Source organism: Amycolatopsis sp. NPDC051716, from assembly GCF_040681595.1.
Taxonomy (GTDB): domain Bacteria; phylum Actinomycetota; class Actinomycetes; order Mycobacteriales; family Pseudonocardiaceae; genus Amycolatopsis.
In genome coordinates, this window is the sequence record NZ_JBFAZA010000026.1 from 112587 (window position 1) to 136254 (window position 23668).

Annotated in this window: 17 protein-coding genes; 8 read left to right on the forward strand and 9 right to left on the reverse strand. The window is 71.1% G+C overall.

Features of this window, described 5'->3' with window-relative positions; genetic code table 11:
• Nucleotides 1-23: 23 nt before the first annotated feature.
• From AB0M30_RS31125 to AB0M30_RS31140, 4 genes are all read right to left on the reverse strand, one after another.
• Entirely contained in the window at nt 24-1313 is a 1290-nt protein-coding gene (locus tag AB0M30_RS31125; RefSeq protein WP_364590920.1) for a ricin-type beta-trefoil lectin domain protein, read from the reverse strand.
• A 94-nt stretch (nt 1314-1407) separates the two neighbouring features.
• Nucleotides 1408-2421 (reverse strand): GDSL-type esterase/lipase family protein, encoded by a 1014-nt coding sequence (locus AB0M30_RS31130; RefSeq protein WP_364590923.1) that lies wholly within the window; start codon nt 2419-2421, stop codon nt 1408-1410.
• Between the two features lie 65 nt (nt 2422-2486).
• Nucleotides 2487-3449 (reverse strand): arabinan endo-1,5-alpha-L-arabinosidase, encoded by a 963-nt coding sequence (locus AB0M30_RS31135; RefSeq protein ID WP_364590926.1) that lies wholly within the window; start codon nt 3447-3449, stop codon nt 2487-2489.
• A gap of 369 nt (nt 3450-3818) precedes the next feature.
• A complete protein-coding gene (locus AB0M30_RS31140; RefSeq protein ID WP_364590928.1) occupies nt 3819-5102 on the reverse strand; it encodes a PHB depolymerase family esterase in 1284 nt (427 codons plus the stop codon).
• A 148-nt stretch (nt 5103-5250) separates the two neighbouring features.
• On the opposite strand from AB0M30_RS31140, the gene AB0M30_RS31145 reads away from it, so the two are divergent.
• The 3 genes from AB0M30_RS31145 (at nt 5251) to AB0M30_RS31155 (ending at nt 9461) form a co-directional block, all read left to right on the forward strand.
• Complete coding sequence (locus tag AB0M30_RS31145; protein WP_364590931.1) at nt 5251-6303, forward strand: LacI family DNA-binding transcriptional regulator; 1053 nt, start codon at nt 5251-5253, stop codon at nt 6301-6303.
• A gap of 278 nt (nt 6304-6581) precedes the next feature.
• Entirely contained in the window at nt 6582-7985 is a 1404-nt protein-coding gene (locus AB0M30_RS31150) for a glycosyl hydrolase (RefSeq protein WP_364590934.1), read from the forward strand.
• An 18-nt stretch (nt 7986-8003) separates the two neighbouring features.
• Nucleotides 8004-9461 (forward strand): ricin-type beta-trefoil lectin domain protein, encoded by a 1458-nt coding sequence (locus tag AB0M30_RS31155; protein ID WP_364590936.1) that lies wholly within the window; start codon nt 8004-8006, stop codon nt 9459-9461.
• A gap of 94 nt (nt 9462-9555) precedes the next feature.
• On the opposite strand, the gene AB0M30_RS31160 is transcribed toward AB0M30_RS31155, so the two are convergent.
• Nucleotides 9556-12324, reverse strand: coding sequence for a BTAD domain-containing putative transcriptional regulator (locus AB0M30_RS31160; protein WP_364590939.1), 2769 nt, complete (start codon nt 12322-12324; stop codon nt 9556-9558).
• 221 nt (nt 12325-12545) lie between these two features.
• On the opposite strand from AB0M30_RS31160, the gene AB0M30_RS31165 reads away from it, so the two are divergent.
• The 5 genes from AB0M30_RS31165 to AB0M30_RS31185 all read left to right on the forward strand — a co-directional run bounded on the left by AB0M30_RS31165 (nt 12546) and on the right by AB0M30_RS31185 (nt 16311).
• A complete protein-coding gene (locus AB0M30_RS31165; RefSeq protein WP_364590942.1) occupies nt 12546-13721 on the forward strand; it encodes an alpha/beta fold hydrolase in 1176 nt (391 codons plus the stop codon).
• Nucleotides 13718-14209: a MarR family winged helix-turn-helix transcriptional regulator gene (locus AB0M30_RS31170; RefSeq protein ID WP_364590944.1), complete on the forward strand. Its 492-nt coding sequence runs from the start codon at nt 13718-13720 to the stop codon at nt 14207-14209. Before AB0M30_RS31165 ends, AB0M30_RS31170 begins: the two co-directional genes overlap by 4 nt.
• A gap of 76 nt (nt 14210-14285) precedes the next feature.
• Complete coding sequence (locus AB0M30_RS31175; RefSeq protein WP_364590947.1) at nt 14286-14735, forward strand: HIT family protein; 450 nt, start codon at nt 14286-14288, stop codon at nt 14733-14735.
• Nucleotides 14736-14848: 113 nt separating this feature from the next.
• Nucleotides 14849-15847, forward strand: a complete 999-nt coding sequence (locus tag AB0M30_RS31180; protein WP_364590950.1) for a hypothetical protein — start codon at nt 14849-14851, stop codon at nt 15845-15847.
• 17 nt (nt 15848-15864) lie between these two features.
• Entirely contained in the window at nt 15865-16311 is a 447-nt protein-coding gene (locus AB0M30_RS31185) for a hypothetical protein (RefSeq protein ID WP_364590952.1), read from the forward strand.
• Between the two features lie 67 nt (nt 16312-16378).
• Here AB0M30_RS31185 and AB0M30_RS31190 read toward each other — a convergent pair whose 3' ends face one another.
• The 4 genes from AB0M30_RS31190 to AB0M30_RS31205 are packed head-to-tail and all read right to left on the reverse strand — an operon-like array spanning nt 16379 to nt 23386.
• On the reverse strand, nt 16379-17224 hold the full coding sequence (locus AB0M30_RS31190) for a hypothetical protein (RefSeq protein WP_364590955.1): 846 nt from the start codon (nt 17222-17224) through the stop codon (nt 16379-16381).
• A 47-nt stretch (nt 17225-17271) separates the two neighbouring features.
• Nucleotides 17272-18258 carry a hypothetical protein gene (locus AB0M30_RS31195; protein ID WP_364590958.1) on the reverse strand — a complete coding sequence of 329 codons (987 nt, stop codon included), beginning with the start codon at nt 18256-18258 and terminating at the stop codon, nt 17272-17274.
• A 2-nt stretch (nt 18259-18260) separates the two neighbouring features.
• A complete protein-coding gene (locus AB0M30_RS31200; protein ID WP_364590961.1) occupies nt 18261-21215 on the reverse strand; it encodes an ATP-binding protein in 2955 nt (984 codons plus the stop codon).
• Nucleotides 21212-23386, reverse strand: a complete 2175-nt coding sequence (locus tag AB0M30_RS31205; RefSeq protein ID WP_364590964.1) for a hypothetical protein — start codon at nt 23384-23386, stop codon at nt 21212-21214. Before AB0M30_RS31205 ends, AB0M30_RS31200 begins: the two co-directional genes overlap by 4 nt.
• Between the last annotated feature and the right edge of the window lie 282 nt (nt 23387-23668).

Sequence of the window (23668 nt, forward strand, 5' to 3'; positions counted from 1 at the left end):
CGGGTGCCGCCTCCCCGGCTCCTCTACGCCTGGCGGGTCCAGACCTGGTTGGCAGCGCCGGTGCAGTTCCACACGATGACCGGTGTGTTGTCGGCGGTGCCGCCGCCGGACACGTCGAGACAGGCGCCGGCCTGGGCGTTGGTGATCGTGCCGTTCGCGGCGACCGTCCACTTCTGACTCGTACTGCCGCCGCACGAGCTGATCGTCACCGCCGTCCCCGGCTGGCCGCTGCCCGCGTCCATGCACTTCGTGCCGTTGTAAACCCGCAGCTCGCCGGCCGCCGTCGGGGTCCAGCGCTGGTTGGTCCCGCCGTTGCAGGTCCAGACGACCAGCGCGGTGCCGTTCGCCTGGGACTGGTTCGGCACGTCGACGCACTTGCCGGAGCCCGCGCCGACCAGGCTCACCGCCTGGTCACCCGGCCCGGGATCACCGCCGCCCGGGACGTCGAGCGGACAGGTGCTGCGGTAGCCCGAAATGCCGGTCGAATCCGCCAGGGACGGGCACAGGAACTTGCTGTAGCGGGTGTCGTGGTCGGCGAAGATCTTCAGCCACGGGATGACCCGCCGCATCATCACCGAGTTCGGCGACGTCGGGAAGCCGTGGCCCGCACCGGTCAGTTCGAGGTAGCCCTTCTCCACCCCGGCCGGAATGCCGTTGTAGAGGGTCTGGACGCTCGACGGGCTGACCGTCCCGTCGTTCTGCCCGGCCAGCAGCAGCGTCGGGACGTGGTCGGTGCTCAGGTTCTGCGACGGGCTGAACGGCGCCAGCCCGACCGCGGCCCACAAGGACGGCCGGTGCAGGGCCGCGTACATCGCACCCCCGCCACCCATCGAGTGCCCCATCACCGCCAGGCGCTGGGTGTCGACCCGGTCCCGGACCGGACTGCGCTGGGTCAGGTAGTCCAGGGCGGCCAGCAGCTGCGTGCCGCGTGCGGTGTCGTAGTCGGTGCGGCTGAGCGTGTCGATCCCGATGACGACGAACCCGAACGAGGCCAGCCACGGCCCCATCCACGCGCCTTCGGCCGCCCAGGTCGCGGTGTAGCCGGGCACGATCGCGATCGCCCCGAACTTGCCCTGCGAGGTGTCGGTCGGGTAGTAGATCTTGCCCGCGGCGAAGCCGTTCCCGCTGCCCACGGTCAGCTCCGCGGTCGCGAAGGTCCCCCGCGTGGCCGCGACGCTCGTCGTGGTCGGGTCCGGACCCCGCTGGTACGGGTTGTCGGCGGCGAAGGCCGGCCGGGCGCCGGCCGGCGCGACGATCCCGAGAACGACCGCCACGGCGGCCAGAGCCACCGCCCATCTCGATTTGCGGACCATGCGAATGCTTCCTTTCTCGACGTGCACCACGGGGCGATCAGCTCGCTTCGCCGTCGCGAAACCGGGGATGCGGTGGCTGGGTGACGGTGTTCGTTCACCCGATGACCGCGGCGAGCCGGGCCGCGATCTTCCGGTGACCCGCGTCGTTCGGGTGGGTGCCGTCCGCGGTGTCGGTGGCCGGGTCGATCCAGCCTTCCGTGGCGACGTAACGCACCTTGCCGTCGCTCGCGTTGGTCCGGGCGGCGACCGCGGCCTTGGTCTCGGTGACGTACCACTGCTTGAAGATTTCCATCGCGTGGAGGGTGGCGTTCGGGTACTTCGCGCGGATCCGCTGCAGCAGCGTGACGTACGCGCTCTGGAACTGGGCACCGGACACGTTGTGCGAGCGGTCGTTCGTGCCGAGGTTGATCACCACGTCACTGACCTGGTAGCGGGAGAAGTCCCAGTCCGGCGTACTGGTGTCCAGGCCCGTCTTGAAGTACCGGTCCCGCATGCCGATGCACCCCGAGGCCGGGTACAGGCAGACACTGGGACGGGCGATCTCGGTGTGCGCGACACCCAGTTTCTCGGCGGTCAGCCAGCCGTACGCGGTCAGCGCCTCCTGGGACGACTTGTAGCCCGCCGTGATCGAGTCGCCGACGAACTCCACGATCCGGGACGGCACGCTCACCGCCACGGTGTGCGCGCCGGAATCCAGGCTCACGCCCTGGAACACCTCGTCACCGTGGTAGGAGCCGGCATCCTGCCGGTAGGCCACCCGCAGCGTGTGCGTGCCCGACGGCAGCCGGGACGGCGTCAGGTTCACCGTCCCGCTCACGTTCCGGTACGACGCCCAGGCGCCGCCATCGACACTCGCGTACAGGTCGACGCTCGCGCGTTGACGCAGTTTCACCGCGGTACCGGTGAAACCCACCACCGCGTAGGCGCCGGCCCACCCGGGCACGTAGGCGCCCGGCGACCGGGTGTCCCACCGCCCGAAGTACCTGATGTTCGAGTCGGACGGCGAGCCGTCACCCGTGGCGGCCGCCGCCGGGTGCACCACCGTGGTGAGCGCGGTCAGGAGCGTGACCGCGAGCATCGTGGCCCGCGTTTTCGTGCCGATCGTCATGGGTTGTCTCGTTCCTGTGAACGCGCACGGAAAACACCGAAGAATTTCCGGCTGCAACTGAACGTTCAGGCGACCTGCGGCCAGCCCGCCGAGTCGTAGTTCAGGCGGTTGATGCCCAGGAGGGAAGCACCGTTGTCGGCGTAGTAGTGGTAGACGAGCAGATCGCCGCCGTTGTCGGCGAGCACGGCCTCGTGACCCGGCCCGTGGATGCTGCCGTGGCCGGCGAGGATTTCGGTGCCGCCACCGGAAGTCATCAGCACGCCGTTGCGGTCGGTGTAGGGGCCGGTGACGCTCGTGGACCGCCCGACCATCACCCGGTACGTGCTCGCCGCGCCCCGGCAGCACAGGTCGAACGACACGTACTGGTAGTAGTACTGGCCACGCTTGACGATGAACGGCGCCTCGATCGCGCCGCCGCCCCGCCCGGCGATGGCGGTCAGGCCGCTCCCCTGGCGCAACCCGGTCGCGGGGTTCAGCTGGATCAGCTTGATGCCCGACCAGAACGAGCCGAAGTCCAGCCACCACCGGCCCTGATCGTCCACGACCAGGTTCGGGTCGATGGCGTTGAAGTTGTCACCGCTGCGCGATTCGACGACCAGGCCCCGGTTGGTCCAGCTACCGGAATTGCCGGACGGGCTGGTGGCCAGGAAGATCGCCGAGTGGTTGGAGCCGAAAGTGGAAGCCGCGTAATACAAGTAGTACTGGCCGTTGTGGTACGAAATGTCCGGGGCCCACAAGGCCCGGCTCCCGCCGGTGTAGGCCGTCGTCCACGGCGCTCCGTTCGGAAACGCCGAACCGGCATTGCGGAAAGCGACGCGGTCGGTGGACGTCTTCAACGCGATCCCGTCCCCGGTGTGCGCCACCAGGTAGCTGCCGTCCGCGCGCTTCACCGCGCTCGGGTCGTGCACGCCGACGTCGCCGGTGACGCGGCCTGGATTGGGGTACGCAGCCGCCGCGGCGGCCGGCGTGGCGAGGAGCGCCGTCGCGAACAAGACGACTGCGATGAACCGTGCTCGAGCGGCCGACATGGTGCCTCCGTTGGCAATCCGATGATGGTGACGCTGAGGAACTCACGATTGGAAGCGCTCTCAGACAAGAGTAGCCGAAGCCCGGCGCTGCCGACAGACCCCGCACAATTGCGTGTGCCACCCGTCAAGGACACAGGTGAAAGCGCTTACTGCCGAGCCGGATTTGTCCCGGCTACCGCGGCCGGAGGCGTGGCGGCAGCACCGGCCCGGAGGCCGTATTCGGCTTCGACGGACCGCACCGTCGAATTGCTCGAACCGAATGGCGGGGCTTCTTGGCGAGCGCGGCGAGCAAGGCCGGGGTGTTGCCGGCCTTGCCGTCGTCGAAGGTGAGCCCGCCGGACGGCTGAGCGAGGGGGTTCGGCGGTTCCCTCACCGCCGGATCCACCGCTGGTTGGCGGCCCCGTTGCAGGTCCAGAGCGCGATCGGGGTGCCGTTCGCGGTGGCCTGGTTCGTCGCGTCCAGGCACAGGCCCGACTGCGCGCCCTGGACGGAGCCGTCGGACCGCGTGGTCCACTTCTGGTTGGCCTGGCCGTTGCAGTCCCAGATCTGGACGGTGGTGCCCGCGCTCGTGCCCTGACCGGTGGCGTCGAGGCACTTGTCGCCGTAGACCCGCAGTTCACCGCCCGATGTGGACGTCCACTGCTGGTTGGTGCCGCCGTTGCAGTCCCACAGCTGCGCGGCGGCGCCGTTGCTGTGGCTCGCCGACGCGACGTCGAGGCACCGGCCGGACTGCGCGCCGACCAGCGAGCCGCCGGCCGGTGGTTGCCCGATGCCGAAGAAGCGGATCGCCTCGTCGGCGAGGATCTGGAGGTTGTGCGGCTGGCCCTGCTCCCGGATCGCCTCGACCTGGGAGCCGTAGCGGGTGCGGGTCCAGGTGCTGCGCGGGGTGTTGTACTCGGTCGAGGTCGGCGCCGGGCTCACGCCGAGCACGTTGGTCCACTGCTCGATCGCCTCGCCGAAGTTGGCGAAGCGGAGCACGTCGTCCTCGGTGCCGTGCCAGAGCTGCACCCTGGGCCGCGGGCCGCCGTAGCCGGGGTAGGCGCCCCGCACCGGATCGCCCCACTGCTGCCCGGTCTTGTTGATGCGGCCCTCCGCGCAGTCGGTGTTCCACGACGCCGGACCGGCGAAGCAGCCGAACGGCACGCCCGCGAACGACGCGCCGGCTTGGAACACGTCCGGGTAGGAGCCGAGCAGGACGTTGGTCATCATGCCGCCCGAGGAGTGCCCCGTGACGAACGTGCGGCCCGGGTCACCGTTGTAGTGCTGCTGGACGTACTTGACCACCGACACGATGCCTTGCGCGTCGCCGCCGCCGTTGTGCGTGAGCACCGACGGGGAGTGGACGTCCCAGCAGCCGTCGGAGCTGACCGCCGAGGGGTAGATCACGATGAACCCGTACCGGTCGGCCAGCGCGGCGTACTGCGTGCCGGTGTAGAAGTCCTGCGCGGTGCCGTGGCACCAGTGCACCCCGACCACGACGGCGGGCTTCACCGCGACCGTGGCGGGCACGTACACGAACATCTTGATACCACTGGGGTTGTAGCCGAAGTCCCTGACCTCTTGCAACGACGCGGCCCGGGCCGTGCCGGGGACCAGCAGCGCCGCCAGGCAGATGAGCAGGGTCGTGACGAAGACCGTCGTCCTCGATGCCATCCGAACCGCCTTGTCTCCTCGATGAGCGCGGTGGAGCTCTGCCACGACATTGTTAGGTTTCTGAAGAAAGAAAGTCAACCAACGCGTATCCCGTGGCCGTCGGGTCCGGCCGACTACCTCCGGCCGGATCGCTCAGTAGGGTGGGGAAATGGGGCAAGACGAGGGTGGCGGCTCGCAGCGGGCGCTCCGGGCGAGCATCCGGCAGGTCGCCGCCGCCGCGGGCGTGTCGACCTCCACGGTGAGCAACGTGCTGAACAACCCGGACGTCGTGGCCACGAGCACCCGGCGCCGGGTCGAGGACGCCATGTCCGAGGTGGGTTACGTCCGCAACGGCGCGGCCCGCCAGCTGCGCGGCGCACCGAGCACGATCGCCGGCTGCCTGCTGCTGGACACCGCCAACCCGTTCTTCGCCGAGGTTTCCCGGGGCATCGAGGACCGGCTCACCGAGGCGGGCTGCCTGCTCATCGTCGGCAGCACCGACTCGCGCACCGCCCAGGAGAACACCTACCTGCACATGATGGAGGAGCTGGGTGTCCGCGGCGTCCTGGTCAACCCGGCCGGATCGCGGCTGGACCGGCTGGAGCGCCTCAGCGGGCGCGGTACCCCGGTGGTCCTGGTCGATCACCCCCGGGCGGGTGCCGACCTCTGCGCGGTCGCCGTCGACGACGTCCACGGCGGTGGCGCCGCCGCCGACCACCTCCTGGCGCTCGGCCACCGGCGGATCGCCTTCCTGAGCGGCCGGGCGGGGGTCCGGTCGCTGCGAGACCGCGCGGAGGGTGTCCGCCGGTCGATCGCGCGGGCCGGCCTGGACGTCCCCTCGACGCTGGTCGAAATCCCGGTACCCGAGCCGTGCACGGTCGACGTGGCCGACTCGGTCGTCGACCGGGTGCTCGCGGTGTCGCCGCGCCCGACCGCGGTCATCTGCTTCAACGACGTCGTCGCGTTGGGACAGTTGCGCGGCTTGCGCCGGCGGGGCATTCCGGTGCCCGGGCGGATGTCGGTGATCGGGTACGACGACGTGCAGTTCGCCGAGCAGCTCTCCCCCGCCCTGACGACCATCCGCCAGCCCAAGTACCAGCTCGGCCGCGCGGCCGCGGAGCTGCTCCTGGCCGAGGACCGGCCCGGCCACCAGCACCAGGAAATCCGGTTCACCCCGGACCTGGTCGTGCGCGCCTCCACGGCGCCGCCCTCCGCCGGCTGACCGAGCCCGGGCTTCGCGCGTTCGGCGCTGCCGGTTGGTTCCGGTGGCGCGCTCCGCGTTGCGCCGACCAGTCCCTCGCGATTTCTGCCCGGGCAAAGGGTATTGCCGGTGGGCGTTTCACGGCGGTACGGTCCACGGCACCGGCCCACCCACTTCCCGGCTCCCGGGTGAAGATCGATTGGAACGTCGCAAGTCGCGGCCGATCCGGATCAGGGGTCCGGGCATCTCCGGAGCCCGCAGAAGCAGTACTCCGCACGACGCAGTGCTTGGAGGAAAAGATGAATCCTGCTCTCACCACGCCCTGGCGCCGCCGGATCCGGCGGCTCGGCGTCCTCGCGGCTGCCACCCTCGCGGGCACAGCCCTGCTTGGGGCCCCCGCCGCGCCGGCGGCGACCAGCGCCACACTCGTCGGCGCCGGTTCCGGTCGCTGCCTCGACGTGACCGGCGCGAGCCAGTCCCCCGGAACGGCGGTGGAGATCTGGGACTGCCACGGCGGCGCCAACCAGAACTGGGCCACCACGGCAGCCGGGGAGCTGCGGGTCTACAACGGGACGATGTGCCTGGCAGCGCACGAAAGCCAGACGACTCCCGGCACGAAGGCGGAGGTCGGGACGTGCACCGGCGGCCCGGACCAGAAGTGGCGGCTGGGCGGCGACGGCACGATCACCGGCGTGGCCTCCGGGCTGTGCCTGGACGTCTCGGGGGCCGCGACGGCGAACGGCGCGGCCGTGGTGCTGTGGAACTGCACCGGCCAGAGCAACCAGAAGTGGACGTTGAACGGCGGCGGAAGCGGCACGGATTGCAACGTCGCAACCGTAGACCCGAACGCCACCCCGCAGGCCCGTCACCTGCTGTGCTACCTCTACAGCCAGTACGGCAACCACATCGTCTCGGGCCAGCAGGAAACCAACGGCAGCGAGAACGAGTTCACCTTCATCCACAACAACACCGGGAAGACCCCGGCGATCCGCGGGCTGGACATGTGCGACCGCCCCGGCGCCGTCGACCGCGCCGCCGCCTGGTGGAACGCCGGCGGCATCCCGATGATCGGCTGGCACGTCGGCGCACCGGCCACCAGCCGCTGCAACTACGGCGGCACCGCGTCGATCGGCAACACCCTCACCCCGGGCACCCGCGAATACGCCTCCTACACCGCCGAACTGGACGAAGCGGCGAGCCAGCTGCTGCGCCTGCAGTCCCAGAACGTCGCCGTCCTGTGGCGGCCGTACCACGAGGCCGGCGGCACGTGGTTCTGGTGGAGCAAGGAAGGCGGCGCGCAGTACCAGCGGCTGTGGAAGTTCCAGTTCAACTACTTCGTCAACGTCAAGGGCATCCACAACCTCGTGTGGCTGTGGCCGGCGAACGGCGAGCCGAATTCGTCCTTCTACCCTGGAAAGTCCTATGTGGACGTCGGTGGCGCGGACACCTACGTCAACGACCACGGGCCGCTGACGTCGCTGTTCAACGCCACCCGCGGTGTCGTCGGTCCGACTATCCCGATCGCGCTGCACGAGAACGGCGCCATCCCCGACCCGGCGCAGCTCCAGTCCACCGGCACCCGCTGGGTCATGTTCAGCACGTGGAACAGCACCTGGATCACCGGCCAGGATCCCGGCTTCCTCCGGAGCACCTTCAACAGCCCCTACGTCGTCACCCGCGACGAAGTGCCCAACCTCAAATAGAGCTGCCTTGGAGGAAAGATGAGATCGACCCACCACCGGCCGAGGCGGTTCGCCTCGATCGGGCCGGCCATCGCCCTGATGCTGGGCTGCCTCGGCATCCAGGCCGCCGCCGGTCCGCCGGCGCAGGCCACCACCAACCAGTTCCACGGGGTGAACTGGGCCGACTACCGGGACAACTTCCTGACCGACCCGAACGTCCCGATCGGACTGTCCACCTCGGATAGCTACGCCACCACCTACGCGAAGGCCACCCCGATCCTGAAGGGCTTCCAGAACCTGGGCGCCAACACGATCCGGTTCGGCATCAACCCGCAGACGACTTCGTCGTCCTGGTGGAACAGCCTCGTGGCGGCCTACGACGCGGCCGACGCGCTGGGCATGAACGTCATGATCGCCCCCTGGACGCCGCCGGACGGCAGCGGCCGGATCGCGAACACGGCCGCCTTCAACGCGATGTGGGACAAGGTCATCGCCAAGTACGGTGGCAACAGCCGCTTCTCCTTCGACTTCATCAACGAGCCCTGGGGGTACAGCGCCACCGAACTGACGAACCTCGCCGCCGCTTGGCTGGCGCGTTACCCCACAGTGCCCCGCGGCCGGATGATCATCCCCGGCCTGTGGTCGGACATCGACCTGTGCGCGGTGGGCGCCGACTCGCGCTTGAGCGGCACGCTGCTGTCGATCCACATGTACACCCTCGGCGGGGAGACCCACCCCACCGAGGCCGACTGGATCGCCAGCTTCAAAAGCCGCCTGTGCGGCTACGCCGACCGGGCCGTGCTCACCGAATTCGGCGTGCCCATGAACACCGGCGCCGACTACAACGGTCCGCGTGACGGCAACAACAACGTCTCGTACTTCTACGCACTCACCGACACCGTGCGCAGCCTGGGCATGGGATCGTTGCTGTGGACCGGGGTCAAGCGAGCGGACCAGACGGTCGGCCCGGGCCCGTGCTTCAACGCCTCTTGCGCGATCACCTCGCTCAACGGCACCGGCACCAACCTCTCGCTGACCGTCACCAACCAGTCCGGGCTCGACCGGCTCCGCTACGGCTGGGGCCTGCCCAGCGGTCCCGGTGGCGACACCTCCAGCGGAGTGCTGCGCGGCGCCGGTGCCAACCGCTGCCTGGACGTGCCCGGAGCGGCCACCGCCAACGGAACACTCCTGGCCATCTGGGACTGCACCGGCGGCGCCAACCAGCAGTGGACCCAGCTGCCCAACGGCGCGTTGCGGGTCTACGGCACCAAGTGCCTCGACGTACCCGGCCACGCCACGGCGGCCGGCACGGCGGTCGAAATCTGGGACTGCACCGGAGGTGCCAACCAGCAGTGGAGTTTGACGGCCGCCGGAACCGTCGTCGGCCGGGAATCCGGGCTCTGCCTGGACGTCACGGGCGCGGCCACGGCGAACGGCACCCGGGTGCAGCTGTGGACGTGCAGCGGCGCCGACAACCAGAAGTGGAACCGCAAGTGACTTCGGCCGACGGCAGCGGGACGGCGTACCGATCGGTGCGCCGCCCGGCCGCCGCGCGCCCACCCCCGCCTTTACCGTCCTCTCCCGGGTGGGTTCATCGGGTTGGCGTTCCCAGGGTGTCGAGCTTTTGCCGCACGTTTCTGACGTCTTCGTCGCGTCCTTGCTGCCTGTACAGCTCCAGTGCCTCCTGCCACACCGCGCGTGCTTTCTCGTGCCGGCCTAGAGCGATGTATGGCTGGCCGATGTGCTCGAGGGTGCTGGCGGAGTCGAAGGCGTTGCCGAGACCACGGCGCAAGGCCAAGGCCTGTCGGTAATGGTCGACGGCTCGGCGGTGGTCGCCGTTGTGGTGCTCGACGTAGCCGAGGCTGTCCAGGGTGTTCGCCTCACCGGTCGGGTTGTGGTGAGCTCGGTGCAGACCGAGCGCATCCCGGAAATGACGATGAGCGGTGTCGTGGTCGCCCAGGCGGGCCGTGTACCAGCCCACCGCGTGATGGCCGTGGGCCTCGCACAACGGCGGGCCGAGTTCGCGGAAGAGACGAAGCGCTCGAGTGGCGTGGTCGAGTGCGTGCCGGTCATCCCACCGGCCCCATACCCGCGCAAGAGCTTGGTGTGCGTGCGCCTGCTGGCCGGGATCGTCGTACTGTTCGGCGAGGGTTATGGCGTGCTGCAAGTGTTCGATCGCCTCGTCGCGCAATCCCACCGCGGCGCAGGCGTGGCCGAGATGCCGGTGGGAAACGAGAAGCGGGGTGGGATCGGACAGCTGGGCGGCAGCGTCCGTGGCGGCCCGCCACGCGGCGAGGCGATCGTAGCGGTGGCCCCGGTGGTGGTGGAAAGTGTTCAAGGACAACGCCAGTCCCCACACGGTGTGGTGCAGGTGGTGGTGGGAGGCAGTCTGCTGGGCCGCGAGCAGGGCGGCACGCTCGGCATCGAACCACGCCATCGCCGCTGCCGCGTCGGGCATCGGCTGGCGGTGCGTACCGGGTACGGGCGGAGCGAGCCGAACGGGGTCGTGGTGCGAACCCAGCAGGAGGCCTGCGTTGTGAGCGGTGTGGGCGTAGAAGTCGAGCACCCGGTGCAGCGCCGCATCTTGCGCATCCTCGGGCAGCTCCCGCCCGATATCGGTGGCGTAGGCGTGGATCAGGTCGTGCATCACGTATCGGCCGGCGGCGTTCCGGAATATCAGCGACACCTGTTCCAACCCGCGTAGCAGCATCCTGCTGTCCGAGAGCGAGACACCCGCGAGGCTGGCCACGGCGGCGAGTCCGTGGTCGGTGCCGGGGGCGAGGCCCAGCAAGGCGAACAGCCGATCCTGCTCGGCGGTGAGCGTGTGCCGGGTCCACGACAGGACGCACGGCAAACTGGCGGCGGGGTCGTCGTCCGCCAGCGCGCTCAGGCCGAGCTGACGGAGTTCGGCGGCCAGCTCGGTCAGTGGCAGGAGCGGGCGTGTGCAGGCCTCACCCGCGATGATGCTCAAGGGCAAGGGATACCCGCCGCACAACCCGAGAAGGTCGTCCACCGCCGCGGAATTCTCCCGCACCCGCACGGCGCCGAGACGCTCGGTCAGCAAGGCGCGCGCCTCGGTGTCAGGCAGGAAGTCCAGGGGCACGTGCCGGGCTCCCTGGGTGATCAAGCCCGGAAGCCGGTTGCGGCTGGTCACCACCACCGTGCACGTTGTGCTCCCCGGCAGCAGCGGGGCGATTTGGGCGGTGTCGGCGGCGTTGTCCAGCACCAGCAGCATCCGCTTGCCCGCGACCAAGCTGCGAAACAGCGCTGCCTGGGCGTGGGGCGCGACGGGCAGCCGTCCGGGATCGACGCCCCAGGCGTCGAGGAACCCCCGCACCGCCACGGCGGGGTCCATCGGTGACCTGTCCGGGCTGAAACCGTGCAGGTCCACGAACAGCTGGCCGTCGGGAAACCGATCCACCTGCCGGTGGGCCCAGTGCAGCGCCAGCCACGTTTTGCCGATACCGCCCGGCCCCGCGATGGCCAGGATCGCGGGCGTGGCTGCCGTCCCCCAGTCGTCCAACCGGTCCAATTCGGGGTGCCGGCCGACGAACGGTGCGGGTGCGGCCGGCAGCTGACGAGGCGCCACCTGCTCACCGGCGCCGCCGGCAGGTGCCGCGGTGAGACCGGGGTCGGCGGCCAGGACCTGCTGGTGCAGTTCCTGGAGGGTGGCACCGGGTTCGGTCCCCAGCTCCGCGATCAATCGCGCGCGTACCTGCCGATAGTGTTCCAAGGCATCGGTCGTGCGCCCGGCCCGGTGCAGGGCCAGCATGTACTGGCCCGCCACCCGCTCGTCCAGCGCACACTGCGTCGTCCGGGCGGACAGCTCTGCCACCAGCTCCCCGCCTTCTCCGGCGCGCAGCCGCGCGTCCACCAGGTCGTGCTCGGCGGCCAGGCGCTCCTGCCGCAACCGGCTTCGTTCGGCTTCGACCCACGCGCCGGTCAAGCCGGTCAGTGCCTCTCCCTGCCACAGGGCCAAAGCTTCGGTCAACGAGTGCACGGCTTGCTCGTCATCGGAGCGGGCCCGAGCACACAGCTCACGAAACCGGTGCAGGTCCACCACGTGCCGGGCGGCATCGGTCACGAGGACGTAGCCGCCTGACCGGCGCCCGATGGCCATCCCGTCCGCACCGGCCAACGCCCGCCGTAGCCGCGAGATGTAGCTGTGCAACGTCGCCCGCGCCCGCTGCGCCACGTCCGCGCCCCAGACCCGCTCCACCAGCCGGTCCACCGGCACGGCCCGCCCGGCGTCGACCGCCAGCGCCGTCAGCACACACCGCTGCCGGGGCGGCCCCAGGTCGACCGGCACCCCGTCGACGTCCGCGGCGACCTCCCCCAGCAACCGCACCACTGCTGCCACACCGACCCCCCTGGTCCCGCGACTTCGCTGAAACCAGGCATAGCGGTTCACGCAGCCGGATGCAGAAACCCTGCAATCAATTCACACGATCGGCCGTGCATGGTGACTTCACAACGGACCGTGCGGGGAGCTCCCCTACCGTCTCGCGCCGCAGTCTCGCATTTAGTCAAGTTCTATGATTATCATAGATCTGGACTAAGTAGCGGACTGAGGAGCTGACGATGTCGGTCATCGAGCTGACCACCTTCACCGTGACCCCGGAGAACACCGAGGCGATGCTGGCCGCGCGCCCGGGCATGGTGGCCGCGTTCCGGCGGGACCGGCGCGGCTTCCTCGCCGCTCGCCTGGTCCGCCTCGACGAGCAGACCTGGCTGGACTTCGTCGAATGGACCGACGACGCAGCGTGGGACGAGTCGAAGGCGAAGGGGGCGAACCTGCCGGAGATCGGGGCTTTCTTCGCGACGATCGCCTCCCTGGTCGGCGCCGAGCGCGGTGTTCGCTACGACGACGCCGAGGACGGCGCCAGGCGCGTCCGCACCGTCGCCTACGGCCCCGAGCCGTCGCAGGTCGGGGAGCTGTACCTGCCCGGGGGCGACGGCCCGTTCCCCGTCGTCGCCGTCATCCACGGCGGGTACTGGACGGCCATGTGGGACCGCCGTCAGATCACCGACGTCGCCGACGATCTCGTCGCCCGCGGGTATGCGGTGTGGAACGTCGAATATCGCCGGATCGGCGAGCCGGGCGGCGGGTGGCCCGGCACCTTCCTCGACGTCGCCGCCGCCATCGACGCCCTCGACGGCCTGGACCCCGCGCTCGACCTCCGCCGGGTCGTGCTCCTCGGCCACTCCGCCGGCGGGCACCTGGCCACGTGGGCCGCCCACCGCGACGCCCTGCCGCCCGAGGCGCCCGGTGCGCGCCCGAAAGTCACCCCGGCCGGCCTGGTCGAACTGGCCGGCGCGCTCGACCTGCGGGCGGCCGACACCGAGGGCTTCGGGAAGGTCCTCGCCGACCTGGACGCCGAACCGCCGAAGGACGCGCCCGAGCCGGCGCGGCCCGAAGCGTGGCCCGCGGTCGCGGCGGCCGTCGGCGACGGGATCCTGCCGTTGCTGCTGGGCGGGCACGCCGCCGACGTGCCCGAGCACTACGCGTGGACGTCGCCGTCGGAGCTGGCCGGCGCCGGCGTCCCGGTCCTCGCCGTCCACGGCACCGCCGACGAGGCCGTGCCCGCCGAATGGAGCCGGCGTTACGTCGAGAAGGTCGTCGCCGAGGGCGGCATCGCCCGCTACGTCGAGGTCGAGGGCGGCACCCACTTCGACGTCGTCCGGCCGGGCCACCCGGTGTGGGCGGAGATCACCGGCTGGCTCCATGAAACCATCAAGGGGCCGGAGCAGGCGTGAACGAGGAGGTGCGGGCGATCACCCGAGCGGAACGCAACTCGACGGACCCCGACCTGGGCGTCCTCGCGGGCCGGCTGTTGTTCGCCGTGCAGCGGGAGCTGTTCTCGAGGCTCGCCGAGCAAGGCTTCGACGACCTGAAACCCCGCCACGGCGCGGTGCTGGCCTACCTCGACGAGGACGGGGTGCGGGCCACCGACCTGTCGCGGCTGTCCGGCCAGCACAAGCAGAACATCGGCATCCTCATCGACGAGCTGGAGGCACTCGGGTACGTCGAGAGGAGCCCCGATCCGAGCGACCGCCGGGCGAAGCTCATCCGCCCTACCGAGCGCGGTGTCGCGCAGATGCGCACGGCGGACGCGATCATGGCGGCCATTCAGCAGCGGCACACCGAACGCCTCGGCGACGACGACTACGGGCGGTTCAAGCGCCAGCTCATCGACATCACCGAGCACCAGCGCGCCCACAACACCTCCCGCGGCGAAGACTGAGCACCGGCCGGCGGCAAAGGTGCTTGCTCCATCCGGGGCCAGAGTGAACGGCCCGCGTTCTGGAACCATTGCGCGCATGGCAGACAGCGCGACATCGCCGGCGCAGGGGTGTGTCTTCTGCGCCATCGTGGCGCGCCAGGCCGAGGCCAGCGTGGTGCACGAGGACGAGACCGTTGTCGCCTTCATGGACCTGAACCCCGTCACGCCCGGCCATCTTCTCGTCGTGCCACGTGAGCACGCCTCGGGCCTCGAAGACCTCGATCGGGCCACGAGCGCTCACGTCTGGTCGGTCGGGCAAGACATGGCACGAGCCTTGCGACGCTCACGCAGGGGCTGCGAGGGAATCAACATCCTCGTCTGTGACGGCGAAGCCGCCTTCCAGACGGTCTTCCACTTCCACCTCCACGTCATCCCCCGCTACGCGGGAGACGGCTGGACGCTCGAGGCCGACACCCCGGAACGCGAGAGGTCGCTCCTCGACAGTGACGCGCAAGCGATCAAGGACGCCATCGTGTCGACGGACTGACCGGTGACTTCGTCCGCCGGCTCACGACGACTAGGCCGTGCGGGTGACGCGGCTCAACCCACCGGCGCGGTCGGGCGTGGACTCGGCGTCGACCGATTCCGAGGGGGATTCGTATGTTCCGACGTGCTGCCGCGCTCACCTTCGCGGCACTCGCACTGGGCACCGCCGTCACCGCACCTTCCGCGATCGCGGCCGGGGCCTGCACCTGGACGGCGCACAACATCGAGGCGCCCGACGGCTACTTCGCCGCCGACGTCCACATCCGGGGGACCGACAGCCACGGCAACTACTCCGGGGACGTCAGCGACCGGAGCGTCGACATGGGCCGGGTCGTGCTCTGGACCGGCGGCAAGCCGCGCATCCCGGACGCGCTCGCGGCGTTCGTCTACCCGAACGTCGCCGACGAGAACTCCGCGGGAACCGTGCTGCTGGACGGCGGCCTGCCGTCGACGACCCGGGGCGTCTACCTGTTCAGCGGCGGCCACCGCGGTCCCGGCACGCTGAGCCGCCTGCCCGACCCGCCCGGGTACCGGCTCGAATCGGCCGTCGCGCTCAACGACCGCGGCGACGTGCTCGCCTCCGCCACCGAGCTCAAGGACGGCCACCGGGTGAGCGTCCTCTGGTCGGTCTTGGCCGCGGGACCGCGGATCATCGACCTCCCGGACCGGTACGGCATGGACCTCGACGACGACGGCACGGTGCTGCTCGGCGCCCCGGACAGCAAGCTCGGCGGGCTCTGGCGGGCCGGCGTCGTCACCCCGCTGACCGGCGAAGACCGTCCCGTGCTGATCCGCCAGATCCGCAACGGCGTCGTGGTCGGCACGGCGATCGACTCGTGGCCCGCTTCGCGCGCCCTGGCGTGGCACGGCCCGGCCGACCCGCGTCCCCTCGAGCAGGGCGGGACGGCGGAAGCGACCAACAAGCACGGGCTGATCGCGGGCAGCCTGACCAACCTGATCGGACCGGCCGCGGTCTGGCAGGACACCAAGCTGCTGGGCCGGCTCCCGTTCCCCGACGGCGGCGACGCGGACGTGTTCGTCATCGGCGACGACGGCGTGATTTTCGGCAACACCAGCAACGCGCCCGCCGCGCTGCGCTGGACCTGCACCTGACGAACGAGGAGCTTTCCATGAAACTTCTGCGCCGCACCCTGGTCGCCGTGCTGAGCTTGGCGGCCGTCCTCACGGCCGCGCCGCCCGCCGGGGCGGCCACCAACCCCTACACCCCGGCCGAGGTCTGCGGTTCCGGTTACCGCATCATCTCGTCGCTGCCGGCCAAGACCGACGGCGGGAGCAAGTGGGGCGGGGTCTACCTGCTCTACAAGTCCGGCGGCTACAACTGCGTCGTCACCATCAAGTGGTCGTTCATCGGGGTCGCCACCGACACCTTCGCCGGGCTGAACCGGGACTCCGAGGACTCGAGCCAGAACATCCACGACCGCGGGAACTTCAAGTACTACGCCGTCGTCCGCGGGTACGCGCCCCAGTGCATCAGCTACGCGGGCTGGGTCGGCGACAAGACCGGGGACGCCGGCACGACCGCGGTCGCCGTCAGCGGCTGGGGCTGGTGCGACTGAGGCGTCCGACGGGGCGGAGGTCCGGCTCCGCGGTGTATCGACCGCGGAGCCGGCACCTCTCGTGGGATCAGTGCGGGCGGCCCGGAATGTGCGGCGGGACGGGGATGTTTCTGAGCGGTGGCACCTCGATCCGGTGTCCCGGTGAAGGCGGCCCGGGCTTCGCGTCATGGGCGGGACCCCGCCTTCCGTCGCCCGGCTTCGGCCCGCCGGGCGTGCCCTCGGGCGGACCCGGTTTGTTCGGCTGGGACACCGCGCCGAGGATCGTCCCGTCCGCCGTCCGGATCTTGTTCCCGTCCTGCACCCTGACGTTCACGATCACGCCGGATTTCGCTCCGGCCTCGACGACGCTCTTCCGGATCGCTTGCGCCTCGCTGCTCTTTCCGAATTGGACGTTCCGCAGCTCGACCTTCAAAAAGGCGCCGCCACCGTCCTTCGAGCGCAGCTCGGACAGCTCCTTGACGTGCTTGCCGACATCGCTCTTCAGCTTGGCCAAGTCGACCGGGCCGCCTCCTTGCGGCCGATACCGGTTGACGTCGACCTTGATCTCCCTGGTCACCCGGGTCACGTCGACGGGCCCGCCCCGCCACGCGGGCGGTTTCGCGGAGTCGATCGGCGGCCCCAGCTTCGGCCATTCCTTGAAATCGGGCGAAAGGCGTGATCGGTCGGCCGTGGGCGGTGGGGGCCGGTGATCGGCCGGAGCGCCGGCTTTCGTCTTCTCCGCGGACTCCGCGGGACTCGGCTTGTGCTGGCCGTCCGGAGTTTTGGCCGGCGCCGGTCCCGGTCCGGCGGGCAGCGGTTTCGCCTCCGCCTTGGCCCTTTCCCGCCACTCCCCCTGGGAGATCGGGGGACGCACATCCACCGGCGGCGGCGGCGGTTTCGGCTGGTCCGCCGACCTCGGCTTGTCTCCGGTCATGATCACTCCGTTCGTCTCGCGGTGCCCGGGGTCCGGGGCGGCACGGGTCAGAAGCTGGTCGCGCCCGGGAGGACCACGGACAGGTGGGCGTGGCCGAATCCGTCCGCGAACGGTGTTATGTGGGCTTGCCGGTCCTTCGCCGCCTCGCGGATGACGGCCGCCGTGCCCGCGTCCAGCCGGGTCACGTCCCCGAACGGCTTCACCTCCGCGACCGTCTGCGGTTGCCTGAAGTGCGGATCCTCCGCCTTCAGCAGGGCCTCGGTCGGCCGGGCGTGCACGACCGCGTACGACGAAGCCCGGGAATCGCCCCATCTCCGGGTGAGCTCGAACGCCGCCCCGCCGCCGGGATCGCGCTGGTAGGCCTCGGGGTGCGCGCCGACGTCTTCGGCGTACTTCTGCAGGTGCCCGCGGTCCTCGGGGATCGGGAACTTCGTCGGCAACCGCGGGAGGCCCAGGCCGTAATGGCCGGCGGGCAGGTCCGCCACGAGCGCCTTGACCGCCGCGCGTGACTCCGCCGGGCGGCTCTCGTCGAACCGGTGGCCGCCGTACGCGGCGATGTCGAACGCCACGCCCTCGCCGTGCTTGCCCTGGGGGTGCTTCGCGTCGCCGAACCGGACGTAAGAGACGATCTCCAGCACGTCCGAGCCGTGCCCCGGCTCCGTCCGGCGCTCGGCGGTCTTCTCCGCCAGGACACCCAGCACCGAAAGAGCCTTGGCCTGGTTCGCGCCGACCTCGAGGGTGCGGCCGTCGCGGGTCAGCTCCACTGTGGACTTACCCGGCGGCGGGCCCGCCGCGATCCGTTCCAGCTGCGCCTTGCTGGTGGCGTCCAGCTTCACCACCGGGTTCTGGCCGCCGCTCAGGTCGACGAGCCGTCGGGCGTCCTTGGCCGGATCCTTCTCCGCGGGCAGCGGCTGCAGCTGCGCCTTGACCTTGTCCCGCCACTCCCCCTGGGAAATCGACGGTCCGGCCACCACCGCCGCCGGCGGTTTCGGCTGGTCCGGCGGCTTCTGCGTCGTCGGCGTGTCGGCTCCCATGATCACTCCTCTTTTCTCTGCCGCAGGCGGGGAACGAGGTGGAGCAGCGACCACCCGTCGTCGGCGAACGGCATGGTCGCCGCCGCGGCTTTGGCGTCCCAGCTCTCGCCGTCGGCGACCACGCCGCCGATGGCCAGCTCGAGCACCGAGGGCCGCCGGGTGCCGAACGTGACCGCGTCCCGGACGCCCTGGTCGTCCTGCGCGCGATCGTTCCAGCCCTGGACCGCGGTCAGCTGGTCGAAGCAGTCTTCTCCCGGGATGGCCCGGCCGTAGCGGCGTTCCCAGGCGTCGGACGACGGATGGCGCTGGTAGCCGGGTGCCTGCTGCGAGAGGCTTTGCTCGACGGGTTCCCACTGGTACGGCTTCGCCAGGAAGCCCCAATCGTCGCCCTGGCAGTGGTTTTGCCCGTCTCTGGACAACGACTCCATCAGCACGTCACGGCAGTGCCGGGCGAGCTCCGCCGGGGACAGGCCGGGTTGCAGCTGCCCGGATCGGACGTCGACGGCGTCGTCGACCGCGTGGGAGACCGCGCACTGCAGGATCCGGGGTGGCTCGGCGCCGAGGAGGCGCCGGTAGCCGGGGTCGAGGGTGGGATTGCGGCAATTGACCAGGTGCGCGAGGACGGTCAGCTCGACCCAGATCGTCAGCACCGGGTACCGGGCGAGCACCTGGCGGGCTTCGCTCATCTGGCGCAGTGTGCAGGCCTCGGCCCGGCAGGCGTCGCCGCAGGTCGGGCTGCGGCGCCCGATGAGGCCGGTCACCGGGGCCGGCGGCGCCGGGTCGCCTTTCTCGGCGCTGCGACCGTTCGGGACGCGCACCAGGAGCGGCCGGTCCATGCCGTCGGTGAAGACGGCGCCCTCCCCCTTCTCGAGCGAGACGACGTAGCGCGACTGGCTTTCGCCGAGGTTCATGGTGGCGCCCACGCTCTTGCGGTCGTCCTCGGCGGGCAGCCGGTGGACGACCTTGACGGCGGTGTTCTTGATGACGTCGGGCACCAGCTTGCTGGGAATCTGCTCCACGATGACCAGGCCCTCGCCGTAGGCGCGGACCTCGGCCAGCAGGGCGGCGAACATCTCCACGGCCTGCGAGGCCGCGCCGGTCGCCCCGGGGTCCGGGCGGCGCAGCAGGCGGTGCGCCTCCTCGATCACGGTGAGGTGGCTCAGCGGGTTTTCGGCGGTGCCGCCGCGGGTGATGCGCAGGTACTCCGACAGCTGGATCAGCACGGCACCCATCAGGAACGCCTTGTCGGCGTCGTCGCCGACGTCCTCGATCTGGAACACGACGTTGCGCCGCATCAGCTTCGCGAAGTCGAGGGGGTGGCCGCCTTCGAAGAACCGGCCGGTGGTGCCGAGCCGCAGGCTGCCCAGCCGCACGGTGATGAAGCCGTGGACGTCGGCCGCCATCTCGGGGCCGTAGCCGACCTCGGCGACGACGTTCAGGGCCACCCGCTGCAGATCGCCGAGCGTCGGGTAGCGCGGCCGTCCCCGCGGATGGGCGGGTTCGCCGAGAGCCAGGTCCCAGCCGAGTTCCTCGTAGCAGCGGGTCAACGCGGTGGCGAGGATCTGCGGGAACGGCTCGTGGGCCTCGAAGGCCGCCAGGAACAGCGCGCGGGTCAGGTCGAGGTGGGTCTGCAGCGAGAACCTCTTCTCCACACGGTCGCCGTCCGCCGGGGACACGGCCGGGATGAGGGGGTTGAAGCCGGCCGGCGCCACCTCGGCGGCACCCGGCTTGATCACCACCACCTCCGGGGTGGCCCCGGTGGGCGTCCGGCCGATTCGCTCGAGCCGGTTGGCCATCCGGTGGTACTCGGCCTTCGCCGGCTCGATGACCAGCCAGGGCAGGCCGGCCCGGGTCGCTTCGGTCAGCAGGTGCCGGACGGTGAACGACTTTCCGCTGCCGGTGGCGCCGCAGACGAACGTGTGCCGGTTGAGCGAGTCGTGGCCGAGCGAGACGCCGCCGGCCTCGGTGCGGGCCGAGTCGAGCACCTCGCCCAGCTTCACCCCGCCGGGGTGGGAGTGCTCCGGTGTCACGTCGAAGCGGTGCGGGTCGACCACCCGCACCCCGCCGAGCTCACGCCGGGGCGGCCGGGTCAGCGGGACCAGCAGATCGGTGGTGGCCAAAAAGGCACCCGCATCGGGGCCGGGATCGGCGGTGGCCGGGCCCAGCGGAGTCAGGACGTACGGCTGGTCCTGCAGATCGGCGGCGGCGCACAGCATCGCCGCCGAGCGGCGCGCTTCGGCCTCGTCGACCCCGCCGACGAAGACGCGGACGCGCCAGGTGTGCTCGGCCTGCGACCGGGTGAGTTCCCGGTGCCGCGCCTGCTTGCGTTCGAGCGTGATCCGCTTGGCTTCCCCGACTTCGCCGCGCGAGAGCGGCAGGATCTCCCCGACCAGCCGGTCCAGCTCGGGCTGGACCCGGTGCGGCGGCAGCGGTTCGGCGAGCACCAGCCAGGCGAACGGGTCGCGCAGGTGCGCGACGTGCTGGTCGAAGGACCCGCGACGCCGGCCGTTCGGTGTCTGCTTCGACGCCGCGGGCGCCCACAGCGCGTCCGGCGTGCCGACGCAGGGCACCCAGAACCGGAAGCCGCCGAGCAGCTCGGCCACCTCGGCCGGGGGCAGCGGGGTGGCGCGGGCGCCGGGCGGGAACAGCACCTCCGGTGCGCGGCCGTCGCCGGAGGTGTCCGGGCTCCCCGCGGCCAGCGGGAAGTCCGGCAGCCCTCCGAGCAGGAACCGCAGGCTCCGGGTGTGCCGCGGCCGGATCCACGCCGTCGCCAGCGCGGCCGCCGGGTTGCCCCCGGCCAGCAGGCTCGTGTGGGCGCCGCCCAGCGACGCGGCCAACGGCCCGTCGCCGTCGTCGCCGGTTTCACGACGGTCCTTGCGGTCCTTCGCCTCCGACGACGGCGGCGGCGCCGGGACCTCGGTCAGTTCGCGGAATTCGACGTCCCGCCACGGCGTCATGCACGTCGCCCCGGCCCGGCCGGCACGCTCGACACCCGGTCCATGACGCAGATACCGGGGTAGCAGTTCGCCATCAGCACCCGGCGGTCTTCGCCGGAGTTGTCGACCAGGATGAAGTCCGTGGGCGCCATCCCGAGGATCGACTGGGGTTCGGTGATGAACTCGTAGACCCGGGCGCGGCCGGTCGAAGTGCCGATGTTGTCGGCGGCGGACCAGTTCCGGCTGCCGGTCCAGGCGTGCCCGCGGGAGTCGGACAGCCCACGCTCGTTGCGCATCCGCTTGCGGGTGCTGTTCGAGCCCGCCGTCGTGTTCGCCGAGAAGCTGTCGCCGCCGCCGTCGGTGAACGTCCTGCCGAACTGGGAGGTCACCTGGTTCACGACGAACTTGTGGCCCTTGCCGATGAATTCGGCCGCGATCGTGGCGTCCCGGTGGTTGTACATCTTCATGATGCACACGGCCCCGCCGGTGCCCACGGTCTTCTCGATGTCGCCCTGCGGCTGGTCGAGGAACAGCACCAGCCGGATCCCGGCGGCACGCGCCTGCTCCGACAGCGCGGCCACGGTGCTCGCGCCGAGCCGGTCGGCCCCCGCCACGACGAGGTGCGAGCCGAGCAGCCCGGGTACCCGCATCGCCTGGCGCGCCAGCTGCAGCAGCAGCCGGTCGATCAGTTCCGTGCGGTCGTCACGGCCGCCCGGGGTGGCCAGCAGCGACACGTCGTCGCGCGACCACAGCGACCCCGCTCGTCCCCCGGCGGGGGCGAGCCGGTGCAGCACGTCGAGCCGGCTCGCCCAGTACCGCAGCCGGCGGCCGGTCCATTCGTTCTGGTCGACCTCGCCGATCCCGTCGACGAGCCGGCCGACCTCGTGCGGCGCCAGTACTTCGACGTCGCCGCCGCGGCGCAGCACCCGGAGCGCGGCCGCGAGCCGGGCGAAGGTCGGCGGCTGGTCCAGGCAGGCGAGCACCTGCCCGAACACTTCGGTGGCCAAGGCCCGCTCCTCGCGTTGCTCGCCACCGCTCGCCGCGCCGGTGTCCGCCCGCTCGGTCAGCGCGTACGCCAGGCTCTCGGCGATGTCGTGCTGGGACAGGCCGGCCAGCAGGTCGACGTCCGAGCCCTCGTCGAGGACGGTCCGGCGCGTCCGCAGGCCCTTGGCCGCGGCGATCCGCACCAGCTCGCCGCCGACCTCCTGGCCGGTGAGGTCGAGGACGGTCAGGCGGTGCCCGCGGACCAGCAGCGACGTCCCCAGCGTGACGAGCAGGCAGGCCCACCCGAACCGGTGCGGGTCGCCCCCGAAGACGTCGACCCTGGTCGGTTCCGACGCCGGGTGCACGGGATACCAAAGAGGACCGCTGCGGTGCCGGGCCAGCGCCTGCCGGGCCGCGTTCTGCTCGGCCTGGTGCTGCCGGACGGCGGTGTCCCACTGCCGGAGCGCCTGCTGGTGCCGCTGCTTTTCGGCGGCGCGCAAGGCGAGGTAGGGCTGCTGGAAGGCGCGGATGCTCGCCGACGCCCGGCGCATCGCGCCCAGCGCCTGGAGGACCCAGAACCCCATCAGGATGCCCGCGGCGGGCAGGAGGTAGCCGTAGACCTTCGTCGCCTCCCGCCCACCCAGGTGGGCGACCTTGCTCGCGACGGTCGCCTGGTAGACGCCGAAGGCGAGGAAGGCGACGACCGCGAGTGTCAGGCGCACGACCAGGTTTCGCGCGGCTTGCGACCGCTGGGCGTGCAAGGGGCCGACATCGGGATGCGGCGGTTCGATCCAGGCCGGTTTCGGCCCGAGTTGCAGCGGCGCCGGAACCGGCGGCGGCGGATCCGCGGTTTCCGCGCCCTGCCACCCCCACCGGACCGGCGCCGCGAGCAGCCGCGGCGCGAACAAGGCGGGCCAGTCTTCGGTGCTCGCCGCGAACGACGCCCGGCCGGGCATTCGCGAGTCGGCCGGCAGCGGGGAGGCGTTGCCGGCGAATACCGGTCCCCGTCCGGGCGCGCCGGCGTGGTGCAGGCTTTCCCGATATCGCTTGGCCTCCGCTTTGCCCGCTTCCTTGGCCTGCGTTTCGGAGGCACCACGGCCCACCGCGGCCAGGGCCGCACGCGTCGCCGCGTCGATTTCCCCGCTGTCACCGCTGATCACGCTGTTGGCGAAATACCGCCGCCAACCGGCCTCCACCGCTTCGTTCATGGTGGCTCCCCTCCCGGACTGTCCCTCATTCAGAGACAGCCGGCAGCGCCTTGATACCTGTTCGCAGGAGGACCCGGACGGCGCCGCACCCGGAACGCCGCGCCCAGCGTCGCAAGGCGGGCTCCTCGGCTGAGTGCCATCCGCATAACAGCCGACCTACGGCCGGTTCAACTCCGGGCGGGGCGGCTACCCTGCTCGCGGTTGAGCTCACAGCCGATCACTCGGGCGCGGATCCGTCACCACGGGTCGCGCCGGCCTTCCTCCACGCACCCCGGGTGCGAG

Coding starts and splice junctions, on each gene's coding strand:
- AB0M30_RS31195 (WP_364590958.1), bottom strand. CDS start 18,258: ATGGGAGCCGACACGCCGACGACGCAGAAGCCGCCGGACCAGCCGAAA.
- AB0M30_RS31190 (WP_364590955.1), bottom strand. CDS start 17,224: ATGACCGGAGACAAGCCGAGGTCGGCGGACCAGCCGAAACCGCCGCCG.
- AB0M30_RS31165 (WP_364590942.1), top strand. CDS start 12,546: ATGTCGGTCATCGAGCTGACCACCTTCACCGTGACCCCGGAGAACACC.
- AB0M30_RS31135 (WP_364590926.1), bottom strand. CDS start 3,449: ATGTCGGCCGCTCGAGCACGGTTCATCGCAGTCGTCTTGTTCGCGACG.
- AB0M30_RS31175 (WP_364590947.1), top strand. CDS start 14,286: ATGGCAGACAGCGCGACATCGCCGGCGCAGGGGTGTGTCTTCTGCGCC.
- AB0M30_RS31200 (WP_364590961.1), bottom strand. CDS start 21,215: ATGACGCCGTGGCGGGACGTCGAATTCCGCGAACTGACCGAGGTCCCG.
- AB0M30_RS31205 (WP_364590964.1), bottom strand. CDS start 23,386: ATGAACGAAGCGGTGGAGGCCGGTTGGCGGCGGTATTTCGCCAACAGC.
- AB0M30_RS31145 (WP_364590931.1), top strand. CDS start 5,251: ATGGGGCAAGACGAGGGTGGCGGCTCGCAGCGGGCGCTCCGGGCGAGC.
- AB0M30_RS31130 (WP_364590923.1), bottom strand. CDS start 2,421: ATGACGATCGGCACGAAAACGCGGGCCACGATGCTCGCGGTCACGCTC.
- AB0M30_RS31150 (WP_364590934.1), top strand. CDS start 6,582: ATGAATCCTGCTCTCACCACGCCCTGGCGCCGCCGGATCCGGCGGCTC.
- AB0M30_RS31140 (WP_364590928.1), bottom strand. CDS start 5,102: ATGGCATCGAGGACGACGGTCTTCGTCACGACCCTGCTCATCTGCCTG.
- AB0M30_RS31185 (WP_364590952.1), top strand. CDS start 15,865: ATGAAACTTCTGCGCCGCACCCTGGTCGCCGTGCTGAGCTTGGCGGCC.
- AB0M30_RS31180 (WP_364590950.1), top strand. CDS start 14,849: ATGTTCCGACGTGCTGCCGCGCTCACCTTCGCGGCACTCGCACTGGGC.
- AB0M30_RS31125 (WP_364590920.1), bottom strand. CDS start 1,313: ATGGTCCGCAAATCGAGATGGGCGGTGGCTCTGGCCGCCGTGGCGGTC.
- AB0M30_RS31155 (WP_364590936.1), top strand. CDS start 8,004: ATGAGATCGACCCACCACCGGCCGAGGCGGTTCGCCTCGATCGGGCCG.